This window comes from Azonexus caeni (assembly GCF_048146105.1).
GTDB classification, from domain to species: Bacteria; Pseudomonadota; Gammaproteobacteria; order Burkholderiales; family Rhodocyclaceae; genus Azonexus; species Azonexus aromaticus_B.
Genome location: NZ_JBKJAD010000002.1, coordinates 63,890 through 87,525 on the forward strand (window position 1 = coordinate 63,890; position 23,636 = coordinate 87,525).

The following is a 23,636-nucleotide window of genomic DNA, read 5'->3' on the forward strand; positions in this document are numbered from 1 at the left end:
CCCAAAAACCAATCTCGAGAAAATCCATCACTTCATCCCCATGAATTTCAGGTCTGCTTCGACCTGGGCGCCTGTTGCTCCGAATTCGTAGATCCCGGCGAGGTCACCGGGGCGCTTTTCCATTCGTCTGGCGCAAAGCGCTGTGCCAAACATCGACCACTCGACGCTGTCGCGCTCCGGCGTGACGAAGACGGCCAGCTTGATCGGCTTTACTGCGCGCTCGATCTTGTCGATAACCTTGACGGCAGCGGCTTTCGCGGTGAGCGCCATGTCAGCCCCGCACCGATTGAAGTAGCTCGCCAGCGGAGCGCATCAAGCCGAGAAGCAGCGGCTCAAGCATCGCCCGCTCGTCGCTGTCGAAGCGGCCGTCCTTGGCCGCCTCGGAGCCCTTGCCGAGAACGTCGCCGACGGTGTGCATCAGCGTCAGAAACAGCCGGATCGACTCGGCCGGTGACCGGTGCGCCATCTCGAAATCCATCGGCACTTGGCAGACCATCTGGCACAGCGAGAAAACTGCGCGGCGCGCCTGAGCAACCTTGATGATCTCGAGAAGCACGGCCAGCGACGGCGGCTGCGTGTCGTTGTCTGGGTTCAGGCAGTTGGCGAGCGTGGTCGGGTTGATGCCGATCAGCTCGGCGAGCGCCCGAATACCGCCAGGGTAGTCCTTGGCGTCAGCCTGTAGCGCCAGGAAAAAGCTGCGGTCGATGTGCTTGGCGGGGCGGTTCTGAATTCTCATGCGATTGCCTCCTGGGGTTCGCCTATCGACGGCCGGGGCCGGCGTCGATACTGGAATCGTCAAAGCAGATGAAAGAGGTGTCCGAGATGGGAAAAGACAGCATTTCAGGCGGCCTTCTGCTCGGCTTCGGCGTCATCGCCGGACTGCTCGAAAACATCCGGGCGCGCCAGCTTCAGGAACATCAGGCGGGCGCGGGGGATTCCTCGCTTCTTCCATTCAGAAACAGATGGCTGCTCGACCTCGCAAAGCCGCGCCACTTCTGCGGTTCCGCCGAGTCGGTCGATTATTTCGCTTGCGTTCATGGTGATCCTTGCGTGTTCGTTGGACATGATGTTAGGCGCACCTAATCGCCGTGTCAAGGCACACCTAATTAATTGAAAGGTAGGATTGCCTAATGAAAACCCTTGCCGAACGCGCCAAATACCTTCTAGAACTCTGCGGCAATTCGCCTTCCGAACTGGCAAGAATTGCTGACGTAACACCACCATCCGTGTCGCAATGGCTGAGCGGAAGAACAAAATCGCTCGGCATAGAGCCGGCAACGCGGCTCGGGAAACGTTTCGGCCTGAATCCGATGTGGATTAGCAAAGGCAGGGGCAACAAGAACGAACTATCACCTTCGTCAGATACCACCGGCGGCAGCGGTGATGCATACTCAATATCCGGGCGGCCGGCAAAAGAACCGGCTGGCGACCAAGTCGTCATAAACCAGTTCGACGCCGGGGGATCGATGGGCGCGGGGTTGTTGTTACGTGACCAGCCTGGGGTGATTCAGAGCTGGAGCGTGTCTCAGGAATGGATAGCGAAAAACGTCAGGTCTCACACCGGAACGAATAATCTCTGCATCGTGACCGGGTTCGGTGACTCAATGCGGCCGATGTATGAACCGGGCGATCCGCTGCTTATCGACTCCAGCGTCAAGTCGGTTGATTTCGACGGGATCTACTTCTTCAGAGTTGGCAATGAAGGATTCATCAAGCGCCTGCAGCGCATTCCCGGCGAAGGCATTCGGGCGATCTCAGAAAACAAGGCCTATGAAACCTGGACGATCAAGCGCGACATGGACTTCGAGGTGTTCGGTCGCGTCTTGAAAGCGTGGAAAAGTGAGGATTACTGATGACAAAAATATTGTGCGCACTGATGCTGGCGGCTGCGCTATCGGCCTGCGCTTCGAACGGCGTCATGGTCAGCGACGACCAAGTCAAACAATTCAAGCGCGGAGAAACTACCGAGGCCGAGGTATTGGCGGCGCTTGGCAGGCCAACGTCCGTGACTTCACACAACGGCGAGCGATACCTGATCTATTCAGGCGCCTACGCGCAGGCGCGGCCGGCAAGTTTCATTCCGATCTTCGGGCCGCTGGTTGGCGGTGCGGATGTCAGGTCGAGCATGGTGATGTTCAGGATCGTTGGCGGAACCGTGGTAGACATCACGACATCACAGACCGCTTCTGGAACCGGAACCGGCCTTGCCGCTGGCGCCCCTATCGAACCGGTATCTGATCAGCCAAGAAAATAACCAGCAGGAACCGAAGCCGCCGAAAGGCGGTTTTTTTTGGCATTTTATTAGGCGTGCCTATTGACATTGATGTTAGGTGCGCCTAATCTACCTCCATGCCGCAGACAACGCGGCGCCACAAATGGAGGTTGTCGCGATGCTCAAGCTTTTCATGCTTCACCTGCAGCGCCTGTCGCTTTTGGCGACCGCTCAGGGCCAGATGGATGTTCTGGCGCTGCCGCTGGATGCGGAATACCGCATGCGCGTTTCGATGGCGCACGCCAGCACCGAAGCGGCGCTGCTCAAGGTTGATGCCGAAATTCGCAAGCTGCAGCGCGGCGCCGGCCTGCAGGCTGTCGGGGTTTGATCGTGGAAACCGAACTTCTTGCTGAACTCAAGGCGGCCCACCTGATCATCCGACACGCGCTGAGCATCATGACCGTCGAGCAAAAAAGGAAGTGGTCAGCTTTGAACGAGCGCGCTGGCGTATCTGGCGATGGCGTGACTCGCGCAAATGAGCGCGAGGCGGTAATCAACAAAACGGAGGAAAAGAAATGGACAACATGACCAAGGGCGAACAGTTAGCTGTGCGGCGCTTGAAGCGTGCTATTGCAGGCCTGCCTGATTCTCTGGCGGTCTATGTGCTGGATACCACTGTGATCGTTTGCAAGCGCGGAGTGGCATCCAAGGATGTCCAGGAAACGGTTGGCACAGGCTTTCAGCCATGTTGTTCTCTGACCGATTTGCATGATGACGAAGGCTGTGGCCTTTGGAAATGAACATGGATGATTTGACCGTCATTGACAAACTGCTATCGCCGGAGGCGCATGCGCTTCGCCCGGTGCGTGTCGTCAATAATGTGGCGATCCACTACACGGCCACCACGTTCCCGAATGGGCCGCGCGCCGGCTGCGAACTATATTTGCGCCGCATGGAATGCTTTGGCTACTTGGTCGGCGTTCCGGGCGACAAGCTGGAAGACCTTTGGGTAGATGTGCTTGATGTCAACGGCGACATCCTCCAAGAGTGGCCTATCAACCGCAATGGCATGGAATATCTACGCCGGACCTTTCGGTTCGTGCGTGAAGCATAGGAAAAATGATGGAACTCTGCGCAAACACCTCCTACCTGCGCAAGCACATGCGCGCCATAGACGACGCAGAGCGTCGCCGCGATGAAATCGATCGCCGCACATCTGCGCTGATGGAAACTGACTACTCGATCCCGGAAATCGTCGGCGACGTGTTCCCGGAATTCAACGCGGCCGCCATCGAAGCCATCGGCGTTCTGATGTGCAACATCAATGCCGAGATCGAGGCGCAGCGACCGGCGGTTGCTGATCGCCTGCGCGTGCAATTGAGCCGGTTGATCGAAGGCATGACCGACAACTACCGGGCGAAGCTGGCCAAGGCCAAGGCTGAGGAAGAGATCAACAACGCGATCTGCCAGCGGTGTTTCGATGCCGGGTGTCTGGCTTGTCGGGAGGCGGCATGAAAGAGCGCCCGATACTTTTCAGCGCGCTGATGGTGCGCGCCATTCTCGGCGGCCGGAAGACCCAGACGCGGCGGGTGGTGAAGCCGATCCCGCAGATGGTCACAAATAAAAGCATCGTGACATGGGACGGCGATGCAGCCTACCTAATGCGCCTGTTCGATCAAGTCGGTCGCTCTTGCCCCTACGGCCATCCAGGCGACCGGCTGTGGGTGCGGGAGGCCACACATCGCCGGCCGATGTTGAACCTGCTGACAGGCGAACCGCTAGCGCCAGAGTACGACGGCGGCGCATACACCGCTGATGGTGAAGACGTGCAGGACTCTGCCGGGTTCGACTTTGTTTGGTGGTACTCGCGCAAATCTTGCCCCTCCATCCACATGCCCCGCTGGGCCAGCCGCATCCTGCTGGAGATAACCGCCGTCCGGGTCGAGCGGTTGCATGACATCAGCGAAGCCGATGCAATGAAAGAGGGAGCCGAGCCGGTTCTTGTTCCTCCTGACGGCGGATCGTGCCCACACGCTGAAGGCTTCCGCGAACTGTGGGAGTCCATCAACGGCGCCGGATCATGGGGCGCAGACCCATGGGTTTGGGTCGTCGAGTTCAAGCGTCTGGAAGGTGGTTCGTAATGGCCTCAACAGATCAAGTCATTGAGGCTGTTCGAGCAGCCAAGAACGAATCCAGATGGGGATGGTACGCAGCCCGCAGGCATGCAGAAACCGCAGGCGTCCTGCGCCACTTTTACGCCGCTCTACGGTTTGAGATTCAGCGCGCCAAGCGCGCAGGAGGTGCTGTATGAGCGACAAAACAGGAATCGAATGGACCGACGCGACATGGAACCCGGTCACGGGATGCGCGAAAGTCTCGCAGGGCTGCAAGCACTGCTACGCCGAGCGCGAGTGGCCGCGCATGACGCGCCTGGTACCGGCCTACGCCGGGCGCGATTTCACCGACGTTAGGACGCACGAAGACCGTCTCGACCAGCCGCTGCGCTGGAAGAAGCCGCGCAAGGTGTTCGTGAATTCGATGTCCGATCTTTTCCACTCGGACGTGCCGGACGAGTTCATCGACAAAGTGTTCATCACAATGGCACTTTGCCCACAGCACACATTCCAGGTGCTGACGAAACGCGCTGACCGGATGCAGGACTATGTGACCCGCCTTAACGGTGGTCGGCTTCGTAATCGCCTGATCATGGTTGATGCTCCGAACTCTACTTTGGCATGGCCGCTTCAGAACGTCTGGCTCGGCGTCTCAGTCGAGGACCAGGACGCTGCCGACGAGCGTATCCCGCTGCTGCTCGACACGCCCGCCGCTGTGCGCTGGATCAGCGCGGAGCCTCTGCTCGGGCCGGTCGATCTGACCGATTTGTGCGATGGCGTAGCCTGGCCGGATGTGCCTCGCAACTACTGGAACGAAGGATTCGACAGTGACGACAGCCCGCCATCCCTGCGCCTCGACGCCTTGGCTGGTGAGAAGCTGCAGCGCTTCGGCAACTACAGCGAATACTGTGCGCGGCTGGATTGGGTCGTCGTCGGCGGCGAGTCCGGTCCAAAGGCTCGGCCGATGAGCATCCAGTGGGCTCGCTCCCTGCGCGACCAATGCGCCGAAGCTGGCGTGCCGTTCCTGTTCAAGCAGTGGGGAGAGTGGGCTCCCGCGGCGGTTCGGCAGAGCGAGACCCCTGGGCAATTCGCATATGGGGATTACGAGCATGAGCCCGGTCACTTCGTTAATACCGACCGCTACCCGCGCGCTTTCACCAGTTTCGGCGCGCGCGCCATTGTCGAGCGCGTCGGAAAGAAAACCGCCGGCCGCCTACTCGACGGCGTGAAGCACGACGGATACCCGGAAGGCGGTGCCGCATGAACGCCCCGGAACGCATCCCGGCCGAGCCCTTGGCAACCATCCGCGCCAGTTCGTGGCCTTCGCTCTTCGACTGCGCGCACAGATGGTATTTCCAGAACATCGTCGGCCTGCGCATGCCGTCGTCCGGCAATGCCGCCCTCGGCACCGCGATCCACGCCGGCACCGCGGCCTTCGACGAGTCCCGCCTGACCGGCGAGCACATCGACGTGGTCACGGCGGTCGATACCGCCCGCGCCGCGCTCCAGAGCCCAGAGCAGGAGGTCGCCTGGGACGACAGCCTGACGCCGGTCGAGGCCGACGGCTTTGCCGTGAAGCTGACCACCCGCTACTGCCAGGAAATCAGCCCGACCCGCCAATACGCCGCCGTCGAGCTGGCCTGCGCGGCGCTGGACATTGGCACCGAGTACGGCATGGTGCGCGTCACCGGAACGACCGACCGCATTCGGATCACCGACGACGGCCGCAAGGGCATCTCTGACCTCAAGAGCGGCGGCCGGGCCACCGAGAAGACCGCCGACGGCGGCCGGCGTGCCGTCACCAAGGGCCACCACATTCAGCTGGGCATCTACACGTTGATGGCCGAGCAGGCGAGCGGCGAACGTCTGGACGCCCCAGCCGAAATCATCGGCCTGCAGACCACCAAGGACGCCCCGGTCGCCACCGGCGAGGTCGCCGACGTGAAGACCCCGCTGCTGGGTACTGATGACAACCCGGGCCTGATCCAGATCGCCGCCCGGATGCTCAAGGACGGCATTTTCCCGCCCAACCCGAAAAGCATGCTCTGCAGCGCCAAGTACTGCCCGGCCTACGGCGCTCGCTGCCATTACCACGACTGATTCAATCAACAGGAGATCGCAACACCATGAACGCCACGACCAACACCGCAAACCTCGCCGAGATGCGCCAGCAGCAGCTGGCCCCGCGCGAGGCACAGATGCCAGCCGTCAGCGCCGGATTCTTCGACCTGCAGGCATTCGAACTGATCCAGCGCGTCAGCAAGGCCTTCGCATCCTCCGACCTGGTTCCGAAGCAATACCAGGGCAACCTCGCCAACTGCATGATCGCGATGGACATGGCCCAGCGCATCGGCGCCAACCCTCTGATGGTCATGCAGAACCTGTACATCGTGCACGGCACCCCGGGCTGGTCCTCCAAGTTCCTGGTTGCCACGATCAATGCCTGCGGCCGGTACTCGTCGCTGCGCTACGAGTGGAAGGGCGAGCCCGGCCAGATGGACTACGGCTGCCGCGCCTGGGCGGTCGAGCGCGAAACCGGCGAACGCCTCGACGGCATATGGGTCGACTGGAAAATGGTCAAGGCCGAAGGCTGGGACGCCAAGAACGGTTCGAAGTGGAAGACCATGCCCGACCAGATGTTCGTGTATCGCGCCGCAGCGTTCTGGCAGCGCGCCTACGCGCCGGAGCTTGGCATGGGCCTGCAGACCGCCGAGGAAATCCAGGACACCTTCGGCGCCAAGCCGATGGCAGACGGCTCGTTCCAGGTTGATGTCGCATCACTCAAGCCGGCCGCCGAAGCGCCGGCCACGACCACGGTCGACACCACGACTGGCGAAATCATCGACGCCAAGCCGTCCGCCAGCGACCCGGACGACGACGCCCTGCGCCAGGTCGAGCAACAGAACGCGCAAGGCGATTTCAACCCGACCCCGGAAGAAATCGCCGCGATCCGCGCCCGTGAGATGGCCGAGGCGCAGCAGCAGTCCGCTACCCCTGCTCCCCGCCAGCGCCGCGAGCGTGGCCAGGGATTGGGCCTCGAGTAACCAGGTTTCGGGGCGAAAGCGGCGATCTCCCTCCCTTGATCTCCCACCCGCTAGTAGCCCCACCCATTCATCAGGAAAACCATGTTCAAAAACGCCATTGCCTATCTCGTTACCGAAGGCTTTCGCCTCGATCCCGAGATGCTGTCGCGGCGACCGTCCCGCCCATGCTCGGCCAACGAAGGCCGCACCATGGGATTTGCGCCGCCATGCAGCCACTCGACGGCCGAGTTGGTGCACCACGTCTCCGGCCACACGTTGATCTGCCTGGAAACTGAAGACCGCCTGTTGCCCGGGTCGGTTGTCGCCGAGGAAGTTGAGGCACGCGCCATCGATCTCGAAAAGCAGCAGGGCTACAAGCCCGGCCGCAAGCAGATGCGCGAACTCAAGGAGCGCGTCACTGAAGAATTGCTGCCCAAGGCCTTCACCCAGAAGCGCCGCACGCTGGGCGTGTTCGCCGGACAGTTCTTCATCGTCGATACCAGTAGCCCAGCCCGCGCCGACATGATGATCGAGGCGCTGCGCAGCGTGCTGGATGCCCTGCCGCTCTCGATGATCCAGACCGAGAATCGCATCACGGGAGAAATGATCCAGTGGCTGCTCGGTTCGACTCCCTTTGGTCTGACGGTCGACGATTTCGTCGAACTGGAAAAAGCCGAGCCAGGCAAGCCGGCGATCGCCTACAAGCGGACCACGCTCGACGAATCCGACATGCGCCGCCGGATTTCGGACGGCTACGTGCCACGCAAGATCGGCGTCACGCTCAATGACCGCCTGTCGTTCAAGGTCGATGACAGCCTGCACCTGAAGCAACTGGCTGCGCTCGAGTTGATGCAGATCGACAAGCGCCATCAGGACGATCAGGCAGAGGACATGGCGCAGATATTCGACGCGGACGTCGCGCTGATGGTCGGCGAACTGGTCCGCGCCTACAACTTCCTGATTGCCAAGCTGGGCGGCCTGCTCGAATCCGAACCCGATCTGCTTACGGGCGAGAACGACGAAAGGAAAGCAGCATGAAAATCACCCGCATCACCACCAGCAACTTCCTCGGCGCCCGCGCCGTCGACATTGAACTGCGCAAGCCGGTCGCGCTGATCGCCGGCAAGAACGGCGCCGGCAAGTCAAGCGTGCAGGAAGCCGTCCGCATGGCCCTGACCGGCGAGCCGGTGCGCGTCAGCCTCAAGAAGGACTACGGCGCGTTGCTGTCAGAAGGCGCAGATGCCGGCTTTGCCGACATCATGACCGACCAGAGCAAGTATTCGGTCGTCCTTCCCGGCGGCAAGGGCGTTCATTGCGAGGCCGCGGCCCTCCCCTACGTCCTCGACGCCCAGCGCTTCGCCCGCATGGACGACAACGAGCGACGCACCTTCCTGTTCGGTTTGATGGGCATCAAGCTGGACAGCGCCAGTGTCACCCAGCGCATGCTCGACAAGGGCCTCGACTCTAAGAAGATCGAGCAGATCGCACCGTTCCTGCGTGGCGGATTCGATGCGGCACAGAAGGAGGCGGCAGCCAAGGCGCGCGACGCCAAGGCCGCATGGAAGACCGTCACGGGCGGCGAGACATGGGGCAAGGACAAGGCTGCGTCCTGGCAGCCGGCAGCCGTCGCATGCACGGCAGCCGATGCTGAAAAGGCGCTGATCGACATCCGCCGGGTGATCGCCGCCGACGAAGCCGACATCGGCAAGCTGCAGCAGGAAATCGGCGCCGCCAAGTCCGAGATTGCACGCCGCCAGTCGGCTGAGTCTCGCCGCATGGAATTGCACGCCCGGGCCGAGCAGATCGGCCGCATCCAGGCGCGGCTTGATCACGACACCGCCGAGCTTGCTGATTGGGAAAAGAAGGTCGAGGAAACCCGCGCCCGTGCCGGCGGCAAGCCGAACCCGAAGGCGCCCGGCGAATACCTGCTGCGCGGTCTGGCCGCCGTGACAGACGAATTCGTTGCCATCGCCAACGACAAATACTTTGGTCAGTTCGACGAGGCGCTTCTGAACCGCGCATCGACCCACCTTGCAGAATACAAGAGGCTGCACGGTTGGCCGCATGGCTCGAAGCCGGCAGAGCCCGACCCGGAAGCCATCACCGACCTGCCGAAGCATGAGCAGGCCCGCGACCTGATGAAGCGGGCCGTCGCCAACGCCCAGCGCGACCTCGAAGCCGCGAAGGCGGCCAAGGCCGAATACGACCGCATCCTCGCCGAGCATGGCACCGCGCTGCCGGACGTTGCCGGTCTGGAGAAAACGTTGCGCGAAATCACGCAGCGCCGCGACCAGTACCGCGAAGAAGAGCGTCAGACCATGGATAACGCTCGCATCGCCGCTGGTCGTGACAAGCAGATTGCCGATGCCGCGAAACATCACGCCGACGTGATGGCCTTGACGGACATCGCAGGAGCGCTGGCGCCGGACGGAATTCCGGCTGAACTGCTGACCAAAGCGCTTGATCCGATCAACGAGCATCTGCGACTCAGCGCCGCCAATGCAGAGTGGGAGCCGGTGCAGATCAATGCCGACATGACCATTACCTACGGCGTGCGTGACTACGCACTGGTCAGCGAATCCGAGAAGTGGCGCGCCGACGCCATGATTGCCGAGGCTGTGTCGTTCCTGTCAGGACTGCGCCTGCTTGTCCTGGACCGCTTCGACGTGCTTGACCTCAAGGGCCGCGAGGACTTGATGTACTGGATCGACGGCATGGCCGCAGACGGCGACATCGACACCACCTTGATCTTTGGCACGCTCAAGGCACTCCCGGCGATCAGCTTCGACAACATCGGCGCGCACTGGATCGAGGGTGGCGCCGCCGGACAGATGAAGGAGGCAGCGTGAGCATCGAAATTGAAACCAAGACCGACTTCGAAATCGAATGCGAGAAATGCGGCAGCCAACTCGAAGCGAGTCTCGGCGGAAAATATTCATGGAGCCGCGACATTATCAAGGTCAAGCCATGCGAACAGTGCCTCAAAGAGGCACGCGAAGAATGGGCGCAGGAAGGCGGTGTGGAATGACAGAACAAACCACCATCTGCGCCGGAACCAGCTGTCCCAGCCGCGCCAACTGCAAGCGCTACACCGAGCGCCCTGCCGGCGCAACCTACGCCGCGCTGTGGGCTCGCCGCGGCGCTGGCGACAGCGCGTGCGATCAGTTCCTCTCGAGTCTGACGAGCACGTTTGAAGCAAAGCCGTTCCGGGGGGTCGAGTAATGCCCATGACCCGCGCACAGCTTCGCCACGTTGCCGCATGTCAGCGTTACAAGGCCGACAGGAAGCGCCCGCCGACCAGAAAGCAGGCCAAGGCATGGCTGGCGCCGATCCGCAATGCGATCGCCGAGATTCGTACCGGCGAGGTGGCGGCATTCCGTGGCTACCCTATCACGCGGATTCACTGGGCCGACGAGGATTTCGCGCGCATCGACCACGCGATCAACGGCTTTGTGGCTCTGATGGATCGGCTGATGCCTGACATCGAGACCTGGCCAATGAAGCGCATGGCGAAGAAGCTTGAGGCTGGCGTCTTGATGACGCTCGACGAAGTCGAAGAATGCGCCGCGCTGCTCTATCGAGTCGAAGACAGGCTGGTGAACATCCCGCGCGAGACGCTGGTGGATGCGGCAAACACGGAGATGATCCTGATAGAACTTGAGCGGAAAAATGATCACTGAAATCGACATTGCGCTGAAAGCCATCCAGATTTTTTCCGAGCAGCACCCTAGGCCGTCGCACGTCAGCCAGAAGCAGGCAGCGGAAATGCTCGGCGTGTCGCATGTGACGGTGGAAAAGCTGGTGCGCGCCGGAGAGATTCGCATGAATGCTGTTGGGAAGATTCCGACGTGCGAAGTGGATAGGGTTTTAGCGGCGCGTGGGTAACGCTGGCGGTAACGCGACTGAGCGTAGCGAAGGTCGCGTTGACTGAAATGTTAGGCCGCCGGTAGCTCAATTGGATAGAGCAACCGAATTCTAGTCGGCGGGTTGATGGTTCGAGTCCTTCCCGGCGGGCCAAAGGAGATGAAATGCTTGGATACATGACTGCAAAAGAAGCCGTAGCGAATGGTTTCACACACCACGGCAAATACTTCGGCATTCCGGTATGGGTAGCGCCGGAGCTTGATTTCATGGTTGCTACGAAGTGGGCGCCCATGGAGTACGTGATGACTGCTGCGCATTACGTCGAAGGTTTTCTCCGCTCGGTTTTCTACCCGGATGACGAGCCGGTGTTTCAGTTCCTGCTTGGGCCTGAAATCAAGGTGCCTAACGCAGCGGTAAGCGGGCGCGGCGACGGGCAGTAGAGAAAACGACGTGCGTTTATTCCGCGTCCGCTTGACCAACGGGTTCGGCGACGATTGGTAATACTGATGATTTCAACGAGAAGGAGTTTCAGATGGCAGAAGTAATCGTTGCTCTAAACGGCCTGACGTGGCCTGGCGCATTTGGACTTGTAGCACTGACGGCCGGCACTGTCGGCGTTGCGTTTGCATTTGTCGCATGGTGGCGCTCGTGACGCCGAACGCTAGCAGTAACTGGCCGAGCGCGTAAGCGCGAAGGTCCGCGTTGACTGAAATGTTATGCGTGGAGACGCGAAATGCAGATTGAACTGACGGAAGACGGATGTTGGGTTGATGGCGATGGAAAACGCTGGAAGCTCGTGCCTGTGAAGGCAGAACCAAAGCAGACGGATGCAGCACTGGCGAAGGCTGAACGCTGTGGGCTGAAAGGAAAGCATGCCAGAGCCGCTGCCTGGGACTACATGATTGGCTACTACGAGTTGATTGAGCATGCCACTGCGCCTGCTTCGACGACGCATAACGATTGAATTCACCGGACTGCGCGGCTTTTCGCGCAGGTCCGGTGGAATTATTGGTTCGGCCCAACTGAGCCGAGGAAAGGACAAAGCGATGTACTTCGATTGGGAAGACTGGATAGGGCCGGCGCTGGCGGTTGCTTGCGTGGCGCTGATTATTCTTGTGGCCTGGGCGGCGATTGAAGACGGCAAGAAGTGGGACGCCTTCAAGACCGAGCACAACTGCAAGATCGTTCAGCATGTGCGCGGCGATGTTGTGGTTGGCACTGGCGTTGGCGTGATGCAGAACGGCCAAGTGGGCGTGGTGACAACGACCTCAACCACACCGGACAAGACGGCTTGGGCTTGCGATGACGGCGTTACCTACTGGCGCTGACATTCGCACGGTCCAGGAACTGCTTGGCCACTCCGACGTTTCGACCACGATGATTTACACCCACGTCCTCAACCGAGGCGGGCGCGGTGTCATCAGCCCGCTGGACAGAATCTGAAATAAAAGTGCGCTACAAGCTCATCCATCAATTCTGCGCCGAGACGGGTTACACCGAAGCGGCCATCCGTGCCAAGATTCGCGACGGAATCTGGCTGGAAGGTCGCGAGTATCGCAAGGCACCGGATGGCCATGTGCTGGTAGATGTCGAGGGATACTACAAATGGGTGGAACAAAGCATTACGACGGGGTTCGCTCCCGTAGCAACACGAGCATCGAGATCGATTTCCGATATCGCGGCGAGCGGTGTCGCGAGAGCTTCAAAATCCCCCCAACCCCTACAAACCTGAAAAAGGTTGCCCAGCACCGGGCGGCAATCCTCGATGCGATCGCCAGAGGTGTATTCGATTACGCGGTCACCTTCCCGGACTCGCCGGCGCGCTTCAAATTCGCCGAACGACCGCAGAGCGCCGGACTGAAATTCGAGGCCTATCTAGAAACATGGATCGAGACCAAGAAAAAGCAGCTGAAGGCCAGCACCTGGGCGAGCTACAACAAGATCGTCACGATGATCAGCCGCACCGAACTGGGGCCCATACTGCTGCCGGAGATCAAGCGGGCATCGATCAAGGTCTGGTGCCAGAAACAGGAGTGCAGCAACAAATGGCTGGCCAACGTCCAGAGCTGCCTTCGCACCGCGCTGCAGGATGCGGTCGATGAGGATTTGCTGGAGACCAATCCGCTTTACGGCTGGAAGTACGAAAACGCCGAGGCACTGAAAACCACCGACGACGTCGATCCATTCGACGCAAAAGAGCGTGAAGCGATTCTTTCGGCCTGCCGAGACCCACAGCACCGGAACCTGTTCGAATTCGCGTTCTGGACGGGCCTGCGCACGTCTGAGCTGGTGGCTTTGACGTGGGACGATATCGACTGGATCAATAGCGAAGTGCGCGTGAGCAAGGCAAAGACCCAATTCGCCGATGCCCCCGAACCAACCAAGACGCGAAAGAGCGTGCGCGACGTCAAGCTGCTGCCACCGGCGCTTAATGCACTGACTTGGCAGAAGTCGATCACCTTTTTCCTGGACGGCGGTCATATCTTTCGAGATCCACGCACCAACGACCCCTGGACTGGCGATGAGGGCATCAGGCAAGGCCCGTGGAAGTTTGCACTGCGCAAGGCCGGTGTCCGGTACCGCCGACCCTATCAGACCAGGCACACCTACGCGTCGATGATGCTCACCGCCGGCGAGCCTCTCGGCTGGGTCGCCGGCCAGATGGGCCACAGCGACCTCAACATGCTTGGACGCGTCTACGCTAGGTGGATCAAGTCGGCCACGCCAGACGTCGGGAGCAAGGCCGTGGCCATGTTTGCATCTTGTGACCAGAATTGTGACCAGGCAAAGCAAATTGACGATAAATCAGGGTCACAAGGCGGTCACAAAAAAACCGCAAGCAATTGATTTTATTGAGCATCAATGGCGCGCCCGGAGGGACTCGAACCCCCGACCTATTGCTTAGAAGGCAATTGCTCTATCCAGTTGAGCTACGGGCGCGCGGGTTGCCGCCGGAAGAGGATGGTCGGGGCGGTGGGATTCGAACTCACGACCCTCTGCTCCCAAAGCAGATGCGCTACCAGACTGCGCTACGCCCCGACAAGGCTGCGGATTGTATCAGCGAGATCGCCGCGACGCCAGCAATGCAGCGAAAATCGGCGATCCATGACAGCGACACATTGCGCCGCAGCAAGACTTCTCCTTGCTTCACTCCGGCCTTTCTGATATTTAATCGCTTTTTTCGTCACTGGAAGCGCTCACAAAATGGCAGAAGACCTGCTTCACAAACATTTCACTCCTTACGAGCCGAAGGCTGGTGAGGATTACATGAGCAACAAGCAACTCGGTCACTTCCGGAAGATTCTGGAGTCCCTGAAAAAGGAACTGAGCGAAGACATCGATCGCACGGTGCATACCATGCAGGACGAAGCGACGGTCTTTGCCGACCCCAACGACCGGGCCAGCCAGGAAACCGACATGGCGATCGAACTGCGCAACCGCGACCGCGAGCGCAAGCTGATCAAGAAGATCGACGAAACCCTCGCCCGCATCGACGAGGGCGATTACGGCTTCTGCGACAAATGCGGCGTCGAGATCGGCATCAAGCGCCTGGAAGCCCGCCCGACGGCCACCCTGTGCATCGACTGCAAGACGCTCGACGAACTGAAGGAAAAGCAAATGGCGAAATAATCGCCACAGACTTACCGAACAAGCGCTTCGCGCAAGCAGGCGGATGAAAAAAGGGCACCTCACGGTGCCCTTTGCTTTTGCCGGGAAGCGATTACTGCTGTTGCTGCTGTTCCTGCTGGGCAGCGCCCTCTTCTTCGGCAACCGCCTTCATCGACAGCTTGACGCGGCCGCGGTCGTCGGTCTCGAGAACCTTGACGCGGACGACTTGGCCTTCCTTGACGTAGTCTTCGACCTTGTTGACGCGCTCCTTGGCGATCTGCGAGATGTGCAGCAGGCCGTCCTTGCCCGGCAGGACCGAAACGATCGCGCCGAAATCGAGGATCTTGAGCACGGTGCCTTCGTAGATCTTGCCGATCTCAACTTCCGCGGTGATCGCGTCGATCTTGGCGCGGGCAGCAGCAGCGGCATCGCCCGAAGTGGCGGCGATGGTGATCGTGCCGTCGTCCTGGATGTCGATCGTGGTGCCGGTTTCCTCGGTGATGCTGCGGATCACGGCGCCGCCCTTGCCGATCACGTCACGGATCTTCTCCGGATTGATCTTGAAGGTGTACAGACGCGGGGCATAGGCCGACATTTCTTCACGCGGGCCGGCGGCAGCTTCCTGCATCAGGTTGAGGATGTGCAGACGGGCTTCCTGGGCTTGCGCCAGCGCAACCTGCATGATTTCCTTGGTGATGCCCTGGATCTTGATGTCCATCTGCAGCGCGGTGATGCCGCTGGTCGTGCCGGCCACCTTGAAGTCCATGTCGCCGAGGTGATCTTCGTCGCCGAGGATGTCGGTGAGGACGGCAAAGCGGTTGCCTTCCTTGATCAGGCCCATGGCGATACCGGCAACGTGGGCCTTGAGCGGCACGCCGGCGTCCATCAGCGCCAGGCAGCCGCCGCAGACCGAAGCCATCGACGAGGAGCCGTTCGACTCGGTGATTTCGGAAACCACACGCATCGAGTACGAGAAGTCTTCCGGCTTCGGCAGCACGGCCAGCAGCGCGCGCTTGGCCAGACGACCGTGACCGATTTCGCGACGCTTCGGCGTACCGACACGACCGCATTCGCCGGTGGCGTACGGGGGCATGTTGTAGTGCAGCATGAAGCGGTCGCGGTATTCGCCGGACAGCGCGTCGATGATCTGCTCGTCACGATTGGTGCCGAGCGTGGCGACAGCCAGCGCCTGGGTTTCGCCACGGGTGAACAGGGCCGAACCGTGGGTGCGCGGCAGGACGCCGGAACGCATGGTGATCGGGCGCACGGTGCGCGTGTTGCGACCGTCGATACGCGGCGCGCCGGACAGGATGCGGCCACGGACGATGCCGGCTTCGAGTTCGAAGAACAGGTTGCCGACGGTGTTGGCGTCCGGCGCACCTTCTTCACCGGTGCACAGGGCGGCAACGGCTTCGGCGGAGATTTCCTTGACGCGCTGGCTGCGGGCCTGCTTGGAGGTGATGCTGTAGGCCTCTTCCAGCTTGGCACCGACCAGATCCTTCAGGCGGGCGACCAGGGCTTCGTCCTTGACCGGCGGCTGCCAGTCCCATTCCGGCTTGCCGGCTTCCTCGACCAGTTCGTTGATGGCGTTGATCGCCTTCTGCATCTCGGTGTGGCCGAAAACGACGGCGCCGAGCATGACTTCTTCCGACAGCTGGTCGGCTTCCGATTCGACCATCAGCACGGCGGCTTCGGTACCGGCGACAACCAGGTCAAGCTGGCTGTCCTTGAGCTGCGACAGCGTCGGGCAGAGCACGTACTGACCGTTGATGTAGCCGACGCGGGCGGCGCCGATCGGGCCGGCGAAGGGGATGCCGGAGATGGCCAGGGCGGCGGAAGCGCCGATCATCGCCGGGATGTCGGAATCGATTTCCGGGTTCAGCGAGATGACGGTGGCGACGACCTGCACTTCATTGTAGAAACCGTCCGGGAACAGCGGACGGATCGGGCGGTCGATCAGACGGCAGGTCAGCGTTTCCTTTTCCGAAGGACGGCCTTCGCGCTTGAAGAAGCCACCGGGGATGCGGCCGGCAGCGTAAACCTTTTCCTGATAATCGACGGTCAGCGGGAAGAAATCCTGACCGGGCTTGGCATTCTTGGCACCGACGACGGTCACCAGAACGACCGTCTCTTCCATCGAGACGACAACGGCACCGCCGGCCTGGCGGGCGATTTCGCCGGTTTCCAGGGTGACCTGGTGTTCGCCGTAGGCGAAGGTTTTTTTCACGACATTAAACATTGATTTCCTTTCTCTCTCATCACATTAACGCAACAATAACAACAACTTACACAACAACAAGAAACAACGGGACAACAAGAAAACAAAAAAGCGGCCGGGAATTTTCCGGGCCGCTTTTCGTGGCTACGCCGTGCTGCTTATTTACGCAGGCCCAGCTTGGTGATCAGCGTGCGATAACGCTCGACATCCTTGCCCTTCAGGTAGTCCAGCAGCTTGCGGCGCTGCGAGACGAGGTGCAGCAGGCCACGACGCGAGTGGTGATCCTTGCTGTGCTCCTTGAAGTGCGGCTGGAGGTCGTTGATGCGGGCGGTCAGCAGTGCGACCTGCACTTCCGGGGAACCGGTGTCGCCCTTGGACTGTGCGTATTCGGCGACGATGCTCGCCTTTTGTTCGGTGGTAACGGCCATTTCAAAACCCTCTTTCATGAAAACGACGCAGCCCCGGTTTGATAGAGCGAACGCCAATTGGAAAATTTTTCCCGACACGATCGGAAAGCGGCGGATTGTACCAGCTTACAACGCCAGTTGCACCAGTCTTTTCGGCCACAGACGCTGGCCCGGCCCGGGCTCGCCGACGCCGATCAGGCGGTCTCCGGCATAGACCCGGATCTTGCCGCTCAAGCCTTCCGGCAGGTCGACCGGATTACCGTGGCTGAAGCGCTGTTCGGCTTCACCGCTAAGATCGATCCGGGGCAGGCTCTGCAGCAGCGCATCGACCGGACGCAGGCAAGCAACACGCGCGCCCTCCTCGATGCTGTCGATCTGCGCCAGCGTCATGGCGCCATCGAGCACCAAGTCACCAACCCGGGTCCGCCGCAAGGCAGTCAGATGTGCGCCGCAGCCCAGCGCGGCGCCGATGTCCTGGGCCAGCACGCGGATATAGGTCCCCTTGCTGCAACTGACCGACAGGCGCAAACGGCTGCCGGCGAATTCCAGCAGGTCGATGGCATGAATGGTCACCGGCCGGGCCTCGCGGTCGACAGTGATGCCCTGCCGGGCGAGTTCGTAGAGCGGCCGGCCATCGCGCTTCAGCGCTGAATGCATGGGCGGCACCTGCAGGATGTCGCCGGTGAATTGCGGCAGCACGCGGGCGATGTCGGCTGGCGTGAGATTGACCTCGGCAGTCGCCGTGACGACGCCCTCGGCGTCACCGGAATCGGTGCTGACTCCGAGCAGGAGCTCGGCTTCGTAGGTCTTGTCGGCGTCGAGCAGATCGGCGGAAAACTTGGTCGCCTCGCCAAAACAGAGGGGCAGCAGGCCGGTGGCCAGCGGGTCGAGGGTACCGGTGTGACCGCCCTTGGCGGCCGAAAACAGGCGCCGTGCCTTCTGCAGCGCGTCGTTCGAAGTCATGCCCTGCGCCTTGTCGAGCAGCAGCACGCCGTCGACCTGTTTCCAGGTTTTCCTGACCCTCGGCTCCATGGCGGGCCTAGTCTTCCGGCGTCTGGTCGCTGATCGCGTTGGCCTGCTGGATCAGCGCCGTCATGCTGGCGCCGTATTCCAGGGAACTGTCGTAGACGAAATGCAGTTCTGGCAGGGTGTGAATATGGATGCGCCGCCCCAGCTCACGCCGCAGGAAACCGGCGGCACGCTTCAGACCCTGCTCGATCTCGGGCAGGTGCTCGGCGTTGAGCGTGGTGAAGAAAACCTTGGCATGCGCATAATCCGGCGTCAGTTCGACCGAAGTCAGGCTGATCATGCCGACGCGCGGATCCTTCAGTTCGGTACGGATCAGGTCGGCGAGGTCGCGGCGCACCTGCTCCGCGACCCGATCGCTACGCTGGAATCCTCGGGGTCCCTGCTTCTTCATTACAGCGAACGCGCCACTTCCTGGATTTCGTACACTTCGAGCTGATCGCCTTCCTGGATGTCGTTATTGCCACGCAGCGACAGACCGCATTCGAAGTTGGAACGCACTTCCTTGACGTCGTCCTTGAAACGCTTGAGCGAATCCAGTTCGCCATCCCACTGCACCGTGTGATTGCGGATCAGGCGGACGCGGGAATTGCGCTTGACGATACCTTCCAGGACATAACAACCGGCGATCGCGCCAACCTTCGAAACGTGGAAGACCTGACGGATCTCGACCATGCCGATGACCTGCTCGCGCTTTTCCGGCGCCAGCATGCCCGACAAGGCCGCCTTGACTTCATCGACCGCGTCGTAGATCACGTTGTAGTAACGGATATCGACGCCGAAGCTCTCGGCCAGCTTGCGCGAACCGGCATCGGCGCGGATGTTGAAGCCGATGATGACGGCGCCCGAGGCTTGTGCCAGGTTGACGTCGGATTCGCTGATCGCACCGACCGCACCGTGGATGATCTGGACGCGGACTTCCTCGTTGGAGAGCTTGGACAGGGTCTGCACCAGGGCTTCCTGCGAACCTTGCACGTCGGCCTTGACGATCAGCGGCAGGGTCTTGACCTGGCCTTCTTCCATCTGCTGGAACATGTTTTCCAGCTTGGCCGCTTGCTGCTTGGCCAGCTTGACGTCGCGGAACTTGCCCTGACGGAACAAGGCGATTTCGCGCGCCTTCTTTTCGTCGGCCAGGACAATGGCTTCCTCGCCGGCCGCCGGCACATCCGACAGACCGAGGATTTCGACCGGAATCGACGGCCCGGCTTCGTTGATCGGCTTGCCGTTCTCGTCGAGCATGGCGCGCACCTTGCCGAAGACCTGACCGGCGAGCACGACGTCGCCGCGCTTCAGGGTGCCGGACTGGACGAGCATGGTCGCCACCGCGCCGCGCCCCTTGTCGAGACGGGCTTCGATGATCAGGCCCTTGGCTGGCGCATCCTTCTGCGCCGTCAGTTCGAGCACTTCGGCCTGCAGCAGGACTTGTTCGAGCAGTTCGTCGATGCCGGTGCCCTTCTTGGCGGACACCGGGCAGAACGGCGAATCGCCGCCGTATTCTTCCGGAATCACGCCTTCGGCAACCAGTTCCTGCTTGACGCGATCCGGGTTGGCATCCGGCTTGTCGATCTTGTTCACCGCCACCACCAGCGGCACACCGGCCGCCTTGGCGTGGTGGATCGCTTCCTTGGTCTGCGGCATGACGCCGTCGTCGGCTGCCACTACCAGGATGACGATGTCGGTGGCCTTGGCACCACGCGCCCGCATCGCCGTAAAGGCTTCGTGACCCGGGGTGTCGAGGAAGGTGATCATGCCGCGATCGGTTTCGACGTGATAGGCGCCGATGTGCTGCGTGATGCCGCCAGCTTCGCCCGCGGCGACCTTGGCGCGGCGGATGTAATCGAGCAGCGAGGTCTTGCCGTGGTCGACGTGGCCCATGACGGTAACCACCGGAGCACGCGGCTCCAGCGGCACGTCCTTGTGCTCGCCGGTTTCCTCGAGGAAGGCATCGGGATCGTCGAGCTTGGCGGCCAGCGCCTTGTGACCCATTTCCTCGACGACGATCATCGCCGTTTCCTGGTCGAGGACCTGGTTGATGGTGACCATCGAGCCCATCTTCATCATCGTCTTGATGACTTCGGTCGCCTTCACCGCCATCTTGTGCGCCAGGTCGGAAACCGAGATGGTTTCCGGCACGTGCACTTCGCGGGTGATCGGCTCAGTCGGCGCCTGGAAGCTACCCTGGCCATCGTCCGACTTGTGCGATTTCTTGTGGCCGTGGCGATTGTCCTTCCAGCCACCGCCAACGTCCGAACCGCGGGTCTTCAGACCGCCCTTTTTCTTGCCATCGTCGGCTGCACGACCGCCCTTTTCGCCCTTCTTCGGCGCATCCGGACGCTTGTGCAGGGTGCCCTTTTCGCCTTCGGCGGTCTTCGCCTGGGCAGCCGCCTGCTGTTTCGCCTGTTCAGCCTGCTTGGCAGCGGCGGCAGCGGCTTCCGCCTGCTGGCGCATCTGCACCAGCTGGGCTTCGCGGGCCTGTTTTTCGCGCAGTTCACGTTCCTGGATCTCGCGCAGGCGGCTGAAGCGACGCGCCTCTTCCTCGCGCGCCTTGAGTTCCTTTTCACCAATGATCGCGGCCCGGTCCAGCGGACGACGAACGGCCAGCGTTTCGCTCGGCGCGGCTTCGACGACAGCCTCGGCTACCGGCTCGGCTTCAACCGGCGCTGCGGGTTCCGGCACAGGCTCCGGCTCCGGCTCGGGTTGCGGCTCCGGCTCGATTTCCGGTTCCGGTTCCGGTTCAACAGCGACCGGCTCGACCATCTCGAGCAGCGTTTCGACAACGGGTTCCTGCACCAGATCGGCAGCCGATTCGACCAGCTCCTGCTCTTCGAGGCCTTCAGTAGAGCCCTCCGCCAGCGCATCCGGAACATCGCGCTTGACCAGCACGCGCTTCTTGCGCACTTCGACCTGCACCGTGCGGGCCCGCCCATGGGCATCGGTCGCCTTGATCTCGGACGTCTGCTTGCGCGTCAGCGTGATCTTGTTCTTCGGCTGCGCATCGCCATGCGCCCGACGCAGATAGTCGAGCAAACCGGCCTTGTCCTGATCGGTCAGTGTATCGCTACCACCGGACTTGCCGACACCGGCACGATTGAGCTGCTCGAGCAGCGCCTCGAGCGGCATCTTGAGTTCAACGGCAAATTGTGAAACGGTTGTTGCGGACATACTTGCTACCTCCCCGCTCACTCGAACCAGTGAGCCCGAGCCTTGAGAATGAGTTCCTTGGCACGCGCTTCGTCGATGCCGGCGATTTCCAGCAGTTCATCGACCGCCAGTTCGGCGAGGTCGTCACGTGTCTTGATGTTGTGTTCGGCCAGCTTGGCCGCTAGTTCCTTGGTCATGCCTTCGAGACCGATCAGGTCCTCGGCGACGCTTTCGAGCTTCTCCTCGGTGGCGATGGCTTCCGTCAGGAGCACATTGCGCGCCCGGTTGCGCAACTCGTTGACGATGTCTTCGTCCAGGCCGTCGATCTCGAGCATTTCGGCGAGCGGCACATAGGCCACTTCCTCCAGCGTCGAGAAACCTTCCTCGATCAGCAGGTCGGCCAGTTCCTCGTCGATGTCCAGTTTTTCCATGAACATCACGCGGGTCACCGCGTATTCGGCCTCGGCGCGCTTGGCCGACTCATCCTGGGTCATCAGGTTGATCGTCCAGCCGGTCAGTTCCGAGGCCAGGCGCACGTTCTGCCCGCTGCGGCCGATGGCGATCGCCAGGTTGTCCTCGTCGACGACGACGTCCATGGCATGCTTTTCTTCATCGACGACGATCGAGGTCACTTCGGCCGGCGACAGCGCGCCGATCACGAACTGCGCCGGATCGGCCGACCACAGCACGATGTCGATGTTCTCGCCGCCGATCTCGTTGCGCACGGCGGTGACGCGCGAACCGCGCAGACCGACGCAGGTACCGATCGGGTCGATGCGCGGGTCGTTCGACTTGACGGCGATCTTGGCACGCATGCCGGGATCGCGGGCGCAAGCCTTCAATTCCATCAGACCGTCCTCGATCTCCGGAACTTCCAGCTCGAACAGCTTGATGACGAATTCCGGCGCCGTGCGCGACAGGATGATCTGCGGACCGCGGGCACCACGGTCGATGCGCAGCAGGTAGGCACGGACACGGTCGCCGACACGCAGATTTTCCTTCGGAATCATCTGGTCGCGCGGCAGCATGGCTTCGATCTTGCCTGCCTCGACGATGGCGTTACCACGTTCCATGCGCTTGATCGTGCCGGAAACGACGTGTTCCTTGCGCTCCAGGAAGTCCTGCAGGATCTGCTCGCGCTCGGCGTCGCGGATCTTTTGCAGGATCACCTGCTTGGCGGCCTGGGCACCGATGCGACCGAAATCGATCGGCTCCAGCGGCTCCTCCAGATAATCACCAGCCTCGACATCGGCGTCGTCCTTGCGCGCATCCGACAGCGGAATCTGGAGGTATTCGTTGACGTATTCGTCGTCCGCCACCACCTGCCAGCGGCGGAAGGAGTCGTAATTGCCGGTGGCGCGATCGATCGCGACACGGACTTCAGCTTCGTCGTGGATACGTTTCTTGGTCGCCGAAGCGAGCGCCAGTTCAAGGGCACCGAAAACGATTTCCTTGTTGACGTTCTTTTCGCGGGCCAGGGCATCGACCAGCAGCAACAGTTCACGGCTCATGGGCTAAGACCTCCAGGGACTTCAGTCGAATTTGGGCACCAGACGTGCCTTTTCGATATTGTTGAATTCGAGTTCCACGTCTTCCTTCTCGAGGCGAAGACCGACCTTGCCGTTCTCGCAGCCGAGCAGCAGCCCCTGGAAGTTGCGGCGGTTGTTGTGCGGGATGCGCAGCTTGATCTGGATCGACTGACCGGCGAAGCGGGCGAAATCCGCTTCCTTCTTGACCACGCGATCCATGCCCGGCGAGGAAATCTCGAGCCGGTCGTAATCGATGTTCTCGACCTCGAAGAGGCGCGACAACTGGTTCGAGACCTTGGCGCAGTCTTCGACATCGATACCACCTTCCTTGGCCGGCGCATCGATGAAGACGCGGATGGTTCTGCCGCGGGGCGACATCTCGACATCGACGAGCTCGTAGCCGAGGCCGGTCACCGTCGTTTCAAGCAGCGTATTCAAATCCATAGGCACAAATAAAAAATGGGCGAAACGCCCACCTCAGAAAAATAAGATG

At 61.2% G+C, this 23,636-nt stretch carries 33 protein-coding genes and 3 tRNA genes; 24 read left to right on the forward strand and 12 right to left on the reverse strand.

Annotated features, from left to right (window positions below):
• Positions 1-27: 27 nt before the first annotated feature.
• From ACLIIZ_RS03185 to ACLIIZ_RS03195, 3 genes are all read right to left on the reverse strand, one after another.
• Positions 28-270: a hypothetical protein gene (locus ACLIIZ_RS03185; RefSeq protein ID WP_416690761.1), complete on the reverse strand. Its 243-nt coding sequence runs from the start codon at positions 268-270 to the stop codon at positions 28-30.
• 1 nt (position 271) lies between these two features.
• Positions 272-736 (reverse strand): phage regulatory CII family protein, encoded by a 465-nt coding sequence (locus tag ACLIIZ_RS03190; protein ID WP_416690762.1) that lies wholly within the window; start codon positions 734-736, stop codon positions 272-274.
• Between the two features lie 104 nt (positions 737-840).
• Positions 841-1,065, reverse strand: coding sequence for a hypothetical protein (locus tag ACLIIZ_RS03195; RefSeq protein ID WP_416690763.1), 225 nt, complete (start codon positions 1,063-1,065; stop codon positions 841-843).
• A gap of 65 nt (positions 1,066-1,130) precedes the next feature.
• On the opposite strand from ACLIIZ_RS03195, the gene ACLIIZ_RS03200 reads away from it, so the two are divergent.
• From ACLIIZ_RS03200 to ACLIIZ_RS03305, 22 genes are all read left to right on the forward strand, one after another.
• Entirely contained in the window at positions 1,131-1,853 is a 723-nt protein-coding gene (locus ACLIIZ_RS03200) for a LexA family transcriptional regulator (RefSeq protein ID WP_416690764.1), read from the forward strand.
• Positions 1,853-2,254 carry a hypothetical protein gene (locus ACLIIZ_RS03205; RefSeq protein WP_416690765.1) on the forward strand — a complete coding sequence of 134 codons (402 nt, stop codon included), beginning with the start codon at positions 1,853-1,855 and terminating at the stop codon, positions 2,252-2,254. The genes ACLIIZ_RS03200 and ACLIIZ_RS03205 overlap by 1 nt, the downstream gene beginning before the upstream one ends.
• A gap of 136 nt (positions 2,255-2,390) precedes the next feature.
• Positions 2,391-2,600: a hypothetical protein gene (locus ACLIIZ_RS03210; protein WP_416690766.1), complete on the forward strand. Its 210-nt coding sequence runs from the start codon at positions 2,391-2,393 to the stop codon at positions 2,598-2,600.
• 2 nt (positions 2,601-2,602) lie between these two features.
• Complete coding sequence (locus ACLIIZ_RS03215; protein WP_416690767.1) at positions 2,603-2,800, forward strand: hypothetical protein; 198 nt, start codon at positions 2,603-2,605, stop codon at positions 2,798-2,800.
• Complete coding sequence (locus ACLIIZ_RS03220) at positions 2,788-3,012, forward strand: hypothetical protein (RefSeq protein WP_416690768.1); 225 nt, start codon at positions 2,788-2,790, stop codon at positions 3,010-3,012. Before ACLIIZ_RS03215 ends, ACLIIZ_RS03220 begins: the two co-directional genes overlap by 13 nt.
• A 2-nt stretch (positions 3,013-3,014) precedes the next feature.
• Positions 3,015-3,326, forward strand: a complete 312-nt coding sequence (locus tag ACLIIZ_RS03225; RefSeq protein ID WP_416690769.1) for a hypothetical protein — start codon at positions 3,015-3,017, stop codon at positions 3,324-3,326.
• An 8-nt stretch (positions 3,327-3,334) separates the two neighbouring features.
• Positions 3,335-3,727 (forward strand): hypothetical protein, encoded by a 393-nt coding sequence (locus ACLIIZ_RS03230; RefSeq protein WP_416690770.1) that lies wholly within the window; start codon positions 3,335-3,337, stop codon positions 3,725-3,727.
• Positions 3,724-4,353 carry a hypothetical protein gene (locus tag ACLIIZ_RS03235; RefSeq protein ID WP_416690771.1) on the forward strand — a complete coding sequence of 210 codons (630 nt, stop codon included), beginning with the start codon at positions 3,724-3,726 and terminating at the stop codon, positions 4,351-4,353. The genes ACLIIZ_RS03230 and ACLIIZ_RS03235 overlap by 4 nt, the downstream gene beginning before the upstream one ends.
• Positions 4,354-4,519: 166 nt before the next feature.
• The gene (locus tag ACLIIZ_RS03240) at positions 4,520-5,590 is read left to right on the forward strand and encodes a DUF5131 family protein (RefSeq protein ID WP_416690772.1); all 1,071 of its coding nucleotides are present in this window, start codon (positions 4,520-4,522) and stop codon (positions 5,588-5,590) included.
• Positions 5,587-6,426, forward strand: a complete 840-nt coding sequence (locus ACLIIZ_RS03245) for a RecB family exonuclease (protein ID WP_416690773.1) — start codon at positions 5,587-5,589, stop codon at positions 6,424-6,426. Before ACLIIZ_RS03240 ends, ACLIIZ_RS03245 begins: the two co-directional genes overlap by 4 nt.
• A gap of 26 nt (positions 6,427-6,452) precedes the next feature.
• Positions 6,453-7,370 carry a hypothetical protein gene (locus ACLIIZ_RS03250; RefSeq protein ID WP_416690774.1) on the forward strand — a complete coding sequence of 306 codons (918 nt, stop codon included), beginning with the start codon at positions 6,453-6,455 and terminating at the stop codon, positions 7,368-7,370.
• Between the two features lie 81 nt (positions 7,371-7,451).
• Positions 7,452-8,387, forward strand: coding sequence for a recombination-associated protein RdgC (locus tag ACLIIZ_RS03255; protein WP_416690775.1), 936 nt, complete (start codon positions 7,452-7,454; stop codon positions 8,385-8,387).
• A complete protein-coding gene (locus ACLIIZ_RS03260; protein WP_416690776.1) occupies positions 8,384-10,198 on the forward strand; it encodes an AAA family ATPase in 1,815 nt (604 codons plus the stop codon). The genes ACLIIZ_RS03255 and ACLIIZ_RS03260 overlap by 4 nt, the downstream gene beginning before the upstream one ends.
• Entirely contained in the window at positions 10,195-10,377 is a 183-nt protein-coding gene (locus ACLIIZ_RS03265; RefSeq protein WP_416690777.1) for a hypothetical protein, read from the forward strand. Before ACLIIZ_RS03260 ends, ACLIIZ_RS03265 begins: the two co-directional genes overlap by 4 nt.
• Positions 10,378-10,576: 199 nt before the next feature.
• Entirely contained in the window at positions 10,577-11,029 is a 453-nt protein-coding gene (locus tag ACLIIZ_RS03270; protein ID WP_416690778.1) for a hypothetical protein, read from the forward strand.
• The gene (locus ACLIIZ_RS03275; protein ID WP_416690779.1) at positions 11,019-11,234 is read left to right on the forward strand and encodes a helix-turn-helix domain-containing protein; all 216 of its coding nucleotides are present in this window, start codon (positions 11,019-11,021) and stop codon (positions 11,232-11,234) included. Before ACLIIZ_RS03270 ends, ACLIIZ_RS03275 begins: the two co-directional genes overlap by 11 nt.
• Positions 11,235-11,289: 55 nt before the next feature.
• Positions 11,290-11,366: transfer RNA gene (locus tag ACLIIZ_RS03280), tRNA-Arg, on the forward strand.
• A gap of 11 nt (positions 11,367-11,377) precedes the next feature.
• Entirely contained in the window at positions 11,378-11,653 is a 276-nt protein-coding gene (locus ACLIIZ_RS03285) for a hypothetical protein (RefSeq protein ID WP_416690780.1), read from the forward strand.
• Between the two features lie 293 nt (positions 11,654-11,946).
• Entirely contained in the window at positions 11,947-12,177 is a 231-nt protein-coding gene (locus ACLIIZ_RS03290; protein WP_416690781.1) for a hypothetical protein, read from the forward strand.
• The gene (locus ACLIIZ_RS03295; protein ID WP_416690782.1) at positions 12,140-12,541 is read left to right on the forward strand and encodes a hypothetical protein; all 402 of its coding nucleotides are present in this window, start codon (positions 12,140-12,142) and stop codon (positions 12,539-12,541) included. Before ACLIIZ_RS03290 ends, ACLIIZ_RS03295 begins: the two co-directional genes overlap by 38 nt.
• Entirely contained in the window at positions 12,516-12,656 is a 141-nt protein-coding gene (locus ACLIIZ_RS03300) for a tyrosine-type recombinase/integrase (RefSeq protein WP_465221432.1), read from the forward strand. The genes ACLIIZ_RS03295 and ACLIIZ_RS03300 overlap by 26 nt, the downstream gene beginning before the upstream one ends.
• A 162-nt stretch (positions 12,657-12,818) precedes the next feature.
• Positions 12,819-14,060 carry an Arm DNA-binding domain-containing protein gene (locus tag ACLIIZ_RS03305; RefSeq protein ID WP_416690783.1) on the forward strand — a complete coding sequence of 414 codons (1,242 nt, stop codon included), beginning with the start codon at positions 12,819-12,821 and terminating at the stop codon, positions 14,058-14,060.
• Positions 14,061-14,076: 16 nt separating this feature from the next.
• On the opposite strand, the gene ACLIIZ_RS03310 is transcribed toward ACLIIZ_RS03305, so the two are convergent.
• Positions 14,077-14,153 (reverse strand) — tRNA-Arg (locus ACLIIZ_RS03310).
• A 22-nt stretch (positions 14,154-14,175) separates the two neighbouring features.
• Positions 14,176-14,252 (reverse strand) — tRNA-Pro (locus ACLIIZ_RS03315).
• Here ACLIIZ_RS03315 and ACLIIZ_RS03320 point away from each other — a divergent pair.
• The gene (locus tag ACLIIZ_RS03320; RefSeq protein WP_416691095.1) at positions 14,225-14,473 is read left to right on the forward strand and encodes a hypothetical protein; all 249 of its coding nucleotides are present in this window, start codon (positions 14,225-14,227) and stop codon (positions 14,471-14,473) included. The two genes, ACLIIZ_RS03315 and ACLIIZ_RS03320, sit on opposite strands and share 28 nt — an antisense overlap.
• On the forward strand, positions 14,418-14,843 hold the full coding sequence (gene dksA / locus ACLIIZ_RS03325; protein WP_416690784.1) for an RNA polymerase-binding protein DksA: 426 nt from the start codon (positions 14,418-14,420) through the stop codon (positions 14,841-14,843). The genes ACLIIZ_RS03320 and dksA overlap by 56 nt, the downstream gene beginning before the upstream one ends.
• 91 nt (positions 14,844-14,934) lie before the next feature.
• On the opposite strand, the gene pnp is transcribed toward dksA, so the two are convergent.
• The 7 genes from pnp to rimP form a co-directional block, all read right to left on the reverse strand.
• On the reverse strand, positions 14,935-17,061 hold the full coding sequence (gene pnp / locus ACLIIZ_RS03330) for a polyribonucleotide nucleotidyltransferase (protein ID WP_416690785.1): 2,127 nt from the start codon (positions 17,059-17,061) through the stop codon (positions 14,935-14,937).
• A 137-nt stretch (positions 17,062-17,198) separates the two neighbouring features.
• On the reverse strand, positions 17,199-17,468 hold the full coding sequence (gene rpsO / locus ACLIIZ_RS03335) for a 30S ribosomal protein S15 (protein WP_028995750.1): 270 nt from the start codon (positions 17,466-17,468) through the stop codon (positions 17,199-17,201).
• Between the two features lie 105 nt (positions 17,469-17,573).
• Positions 17,574-18,479 (reverse strand): tRNA pseudouridine(55) synthase TruB, encoded by a 906-nt coding sequence (truB, locus tag ACLIIZ_RS03340; protein WP_416690786.1) that lies wholly within the window; start codon positions 18,477-18,479, stop codon positions 17,574-17,576.
• Positions 18,480-18,486: 7 nt separating this feature from the next.
• A complete protein-coding gene (rbfA, locus tag ACLIIZ_RS03345) occupies positions 18,487-18,867 on the reverse strand; it encodes a 30S ribosome-binding factor RbfA (protein ID WP_416690787.1) in 381 nt (126 codons plus the stop codon).
• On the reverse strand, positions 18,867-21,635 hold the full coding sequence (infB, locus tag ACLIIZ_RS03350) for a translation initiation factor IF-2 (protein ID WP_416690788.1): 2,769 nt from the start codon (positions 21,633-21,635) through the stop codon (positions 18,867-18,869). The genes rbfA and infB overlap by 1 nt, the downstream gene beginning before the upstream one ends.
• Positions 21,636-21,652: 17 nt before the next feature.
• Complete coding sequence (nusA, locus tag ACLIIZ_RS03355; protein ID WP_416690789.1) at positions 21,653-23,125, reverse strand: transcription termination factor NusA; 1,473 nt, start codon at positions 23,123-23,125, stop codon at positions 21,653-21,655.
• Between the two features lie 21 nt (positions 23,126-23,146).
• Positions 23,147-23,587, reverse strand: coding sequence for a ribosome maturation factor RimP (rimP, locus tag ACLIIZ_RS03360; protein WP_416690790.1), 441 nt, complete (start codon positions 23,585-23,587; stop codon positions 23,147-23,149).
• Between the last annotated feature and the right edge of the window lie 49 nt (positions 23,588-23,636).

Bases quoted from the DNA above. Each gene is read 5' to 3' on its own strand.
- ACLIIZ_RS03245 (WP_416690773.1), top strand. From the start codon at position 5,587: ATGAACGCCCCGGAACGCATCCCGGCCGAGCCCTTGGCAACCATCCGC.
- ACLIIZ_RS03285 (WP_416690780.1), top strand. From the start codon at position 11,378: ATGCTTGGATACATGACTGCAAAAGAAGCCGTAGCGAATGGTTTCACA.
- dksA (WP_416690784.1), top strand. From the start codon at position 14,418: ATGGCAGAAGACCTGCTTCACAAACATTTCACTCCTTACGAGCCGAAG.
- ACLIIZ_RS03270 (WP_416690778.1), top strand. From the start codon at position 10,577: ATGACCCGCGCACAGCTTCGCCACGTTGCCGCATGTCAGCGTTACAAG.
- rpsO (WP_028995750.1), bottom strand. From the start codon at position 17,468: ATGGCCGTTACCACCGAACAAAAGGCGAGCATCGTCGCCGAATACGCA.
- ACLIIZ_RS03250 (WP_416690774.1), top strand. From the start codon at position 6,453: ATGAACGCCACGACCAACACCGCAAACCTCGCCGAGATGCGCCAGCAG.
- ACLIIZ_RS03240 (WP_416690772.1), top strand. From the start codon at position 4,520: ATGAGCGACAAAACAGGAATCGAATGGACCGACGCGACATGGAACCCG.
- ACLIIZ_RS03190 (WP_416690762.1), bottom strand. From the start codon at position 736: ATGAGAATTCAGAACCGCCCCGCCAAGCACATCGACCGCAGCTTTTTC.
- ACLIIZ_RS03210 (WP_416690766.1), top strand. From the start codon at position 2,391: ATGCTCAAGCTTTTCATGCTTCACCTGCAGCGCCTGTCGCTTTTGGCG.
- pnp (WP_416690785.1), bottom strand. From the start codon at position 17,061: ATGTTTAATGTCGTGAAAAAAACCTTCGCCTACGGCGAACACCAGGTC.
- ACLIIZ_RS03290 (WP_416690781.1), top strand. From the start codon at position 11,947: ATGCAGATTGAACTGACGGAAGACGGATGTTGGGTTGATGGCGATGGA.
- ACLIIZ_RS03205 (WP_416690765.1), top strand. From the start codon at position 1,853: ATGACAAAAATATTGTGCGCACTGATGCTGGCGGCTGCGCTATCGGCC.
- infB (WP_416690788.1), bottom strand. From the start codon at position 21,635: ATGTCCGCAACAACCGTTTCACAATTTGCCGTTGAACTCAAGATGCCG.
- ACLIIZ_RS03220 (WP_416690768.1), top strand. From the start codon at position 2,788: ATGGACAACATGACCAAGGGCGAACAGTTAGCTGTGCGGCGCTTGAAG.
- rimP (WP_416690790.1), bottom strand. From the start codon at position 23,587: ATGGATTTGAATACGCTGCTTGAAACGACGGTGACCGGCCTCGGCTAC.
- ACLIIZ_RS03305 (WP_416690783.1), top strand. From the start codon at position 12,819: ATGGGTGGAACAAAGCATTACGACGGGGTTCGCTCCCGTAGCAACACG.
- ACLIIZ_RS03200 (WP_416690764.1), top strand. From the start codon at position 1,131: ATGAAAACCCTTGCCGAACGCGCCAAATACCTTCTAGAACTCTGCGGC.
- ACLIIZ_RS03255 (WP_416690775.1), top strand. From the start codon at position 7,452: ATGTTCAAAAACGCCATTGCCTATCTCGTTACCGAAGGCTTTCGCCTC.
- nusA (WP_416690789.1), bottom strand. From the start codon at position 23,125: ATGAGCCGTGAACTGTTGCTGCTGGTCGATGCCCTGGCCCGCGAAAAG.
- ACLIIZ_RS03195 (WP_416690763.1), bottom strand. From the start codon at position 1,065: ATGTCCAACGAACACGCAAGGATCACCATGAACGCAAGCGAAATAATC.
- ACLIIZ_RS03185 (WP_416690761.1), bottom strand. From the start codon at position 270: ATGGCGCTCACCGCGAAAGCCGCTGCCGTCAAGGTTATCGACAAGATC.
- truB (WP_416690786.1), bottom strand. From the start codon at position 18,479: ATGGAGCCGAGGGTCAGGAAAACCTGGAAACAGGTCGACGGCGTGCTG.
- ACLIIZ_RS03320 (WP_416691095.1), top strand. From the start codon at position 14,225: ATGCGCTACCAGACTGCGCTACGCCCCGACAAGGCTGCGGATTGTATC.
- ACLIIZ_RS03235 (WP_416690771.1), top strand. From the start codon at position 3,724: ATGAAAGAGCGCCCGATACTTTTCAGCGCGCTGATGGTGCGCGCCATT.
- ACLIIZ_RS03230 (WP_416690770.1), top strand. From the start codon at position 3,335: ATGGAACTCTGCGCAAACACCTCCTACCTGCGCAAGCACATGCGCGCC.
- rbfA (WP_416690787.1), bottom strand. From the start codon at position 18,867: ATGAAGAAGCAGGGACCCCGAGGATTCCAGCGTAGCGATCGGGTCGCG.
- ACLIIZ_RS03275 (WP_416690779.1), top strand. From the start codon at position 11,019: ATGATCACTGAAATCGACATTGCGCTGAAAGCCATCCAGATTTTTTCC.
- ACLIIZ_RS03260 (WP_416690776.1), top strand. From the start codon at position 8,384: ATGAAAATCACCCGCATCACCACCAGCAACTTCCTCGGCGCCCGCGCC.
- ACLIIZ_RS03300 (WP_465221432.1), top strand. From the start codon at position 12,516: ATGACGGCGTTACCTACTGGCGCTGACATTCGCACGGTCCAGGAACTG.
- ACLIIZ_RS03295 (WP_416690782.1), top strand. From the start codon at position 12,140: ATGCCACTGCGCCTGCTTCGACGACGCATAACGATTGAATTCACCGGA.
- ACLIIZ_RS03225 (WP_416690769.1), top strand. From the start codon at position 3,015: ATGGATGATTTGACCGTCATTGACAAACTGCTATCGCCGGAGGCGCAT.